Here is a 2441-nt window from a genome sequence, read left to right as displayed (position 1 = left end):
AGCAGATGCTGGATTCAGCGTGTCCAAGAACCAGGGTCATGCCCCGTGATCCGGTGCCCACCGGGCAACCGGCCACCGCTGCGCAGCGCCAGCTGCCCGCCACCAATTCCCTGAACCGGGCCCAGCCACGACCGAGAGAGCCGACCCCGGGCCCGTCGATCTCTTTCACGAGCCCGAACACTCAGCCGGAAACCGGCGCGACCCGAAGCCTTCTCCCACGGCCACCGTAGCGACCACCACCCGTCACCGGGAGGCCCTTCAAGTCATACAAGCCGGTAAAGGCCTGGGTTGGTGCGCCGACGCGACATCGCCGGACCGCTTACCCCACGCCACCGGCCCACCCTAAACGGCAAAGGGGCCGGGCCAAGGCGAATATGGTTCGCCAACAGAAGCCCAGCCAGTCGAAGGACGGGCCGACGCGGCAAAGGAAAGCGTCTCAAGAACGATTGGATTGGAATCCGCACTCAGGTCGATTGAAAGGGTGATGCCCGATTCGGCGTCATTTATCCACCGCCCCGAGTCCGTTCGGAACTCCGTCGCTGGACGTCCAAGGTAAGTCGTTGTTGCGCTAACCCCTTCGAGCGACGCATCGGTCCACGCGAGAGCTGCGCGGATCGACGGAAGAGCGAGCCGCTCGGGTAGGAGATCGCGGCATATTGCACCACTTTCACGAGGCGCAACCCACAGAGGCCCGCCCAGCGACTCTCGCCAGTACACCTGGACGGCGCTATCCAGCCTCACGAGTCGCTCATCACAACTTAGCCGCCACTGACGCAGGTCGGTCATGTACTCCACCGTGCGCAACTCAGCTCCACCAGAGGCCAGCACGTATTTCCCCACGAATAGGCGGTCCGTGGAGGGCGCGGCGCCATCGCCCGTGCCGAACGTCCAGCCAGACGGCGATCGGTTCAACACGAAAGGGTTCTCGACTGCGAGTAACCAGTAGCGGAAGTGACCTTCTGCCCGTTTGGGAATGCCGTGCCGTATCCCGCGGTTCTGAAAGTGCCGGAGCCAGCGCTGGAACACTTCACCGACCGACCAACGTAGGCGACGCCCTTGGCGGTTTGCGCCGAACATGAATAGAGGGTCCGATCTTCGTAACCTCCCAGGTCTGTTTTTTTCTGGAGCTTCGCACAGGTCGTTTGGCTGACAAAGGCCCCAACACAGGTCTGCTTAGATTCGTAACTGATGTACTTGACTCGCTGGGCGTCGAGGACGATGAGCGGCTCGATCGCATCCCCTTCGCACGACCAGAACTCTGCGGCGGCAACACTTTGTGCCGCAGTCCTTTTTGCCGCCGCTTCGCCTGACATCTGCCACGTGGACCTGTCTTCAGCCCCGGCCTGCGTGACGGGCGCAACGAGCGCTGCGGCGCTGAGGGCAAATGCAAAAACGCTGAGCGCGAACTTCTTCATCGTGACTCCCCTGTGTGAATCGGCCTCCGCTAGCCGATTCCCAGACTGTAGACCCTCCACATGCGGCCCGGAAGGCCTCACGGATGACGGCGGCCATGACGGCCGCGAGCCAACCAGTGCGCTTAACTGAGGTGCGGGCGAAGCATTTCCGGTGAGTCCGCCTCGAGGTCGCGGCCCGACCCTCGCCGTTTGGGGTGATGCTCAACTTGTTGTGTCTCCCCACCAGGCGAGAGGCTCAGGGCTAGCCCGGATCGTTCACGGCGCGGTGGCCTGATCGGCGTGTAGAAGCACGGAAGTGCCTGTCCTGTAAGGAAAACTTGGGTTTGCGACGACTCAAGGTTCTCGAACGGGAAGGCACTCCGCAGGTGAAGCGTACTTCGTGGTCGGCTGGTCTGTCTGTGTCCGCCGACGGTGTCGGGGTGGTGGCCCACGCGGGCAGCGTCGGGCTGCGCCTGCTGGCCGACCGGACCGGACTGACCACCGAGCTGTCCAAGGCGATGGCGCGCCGCTCGTTCGTCCCGGTCCACGACCGCGGCCGGGTCCTTGCCGATGTCGCGGTGACGCTCGCCGCCGGTGGTGAGGCGATCGCGGACATCGACGTGCTGCGCCACCAGGGCGGAGTGCTCGGGCCGGTCGCGTCGCCGCCGACGGTGTGGCGCGCCCTGGACGAGGTGACCCCGGCCAGGTTGAAGAAGATCCAGACCGCGCGGGCCAGGGTGCGCCGCAACGTGTGGGCGCAGGTCGTCGAGCAGCACGGCGGCCTGCCGGCCTCCAAGGTCGCCGGCAGCGACCTCGGTGAGGTGGTCGTACTCGATGTGGACGCGACGATCGTGGTCGCGCACAGCGAGAAGGAGAACGCCTCGCCGACATTCAAGCGCACCTTCGGGTTCCACCCGCTCGGGGTGTGGTGCGACAACACGCAGGAGTTCCTCGCGGCCCTGCTGCGCCCCGGCCGGGCCGGATCGAACACCGCCGCCGACCACATCACCGTCCTGGCTCAGGCGATCGCGCAGGTCCCCGCCGCGC

Annotated in this window: 2 protein-coding genes; one reads left to right on the top strand and one right to left on the bottom strand. The window is 65.3% G+C overall.

All coding sequences use genetic code 11. From position 1 onward, the window contains the following. Positions 1–908: 908 nt before the first annotated feature. On the bottom strand, positions 909–1415 hold the full coding sequence (locus ABWV20_RS19315) for a hypothetical protein (RefSeq protein WP_353358115.1): 507 nt from the start codon (positions 1413–1415) through the stop codon (positions 909–911). A 419-nt stretch (positions 1416–1834) separates the two neighbouring features. Here ABWV20_RS19315 and ABWV20_RS19310 point away from each other — a divergent pair. After that, the coding region (locus tag ABWV20_RS19310; RefSeq protein WP_353358113.1) for a transposase at positions 1835–2441 on the top strand (607 nt) is incomplete at its 3' end.

This window comes from Intrasporangium sp. DVR (genome assembly GCF_040365325.1).
Lineage (GTDB): Bacteria > Actinomycetota > Actinomycetes > Actinomycetales > Dermatophilaceae > Intrasporangium.
This window is presented reverse-complemented; position numbering and strand designations above follow the sequence as displayed.

Bases quoted from the DNA above. Each gene is read 5' to 3' on its own strand.
- ABWV20_RS19315 (WP_353358115.1), bottom strand. From the start codon at position 1,415: ATGAAGAAGTTCGCGCTCAGCGTTTTTGCATTTGCCCTCAGCGCCGCA.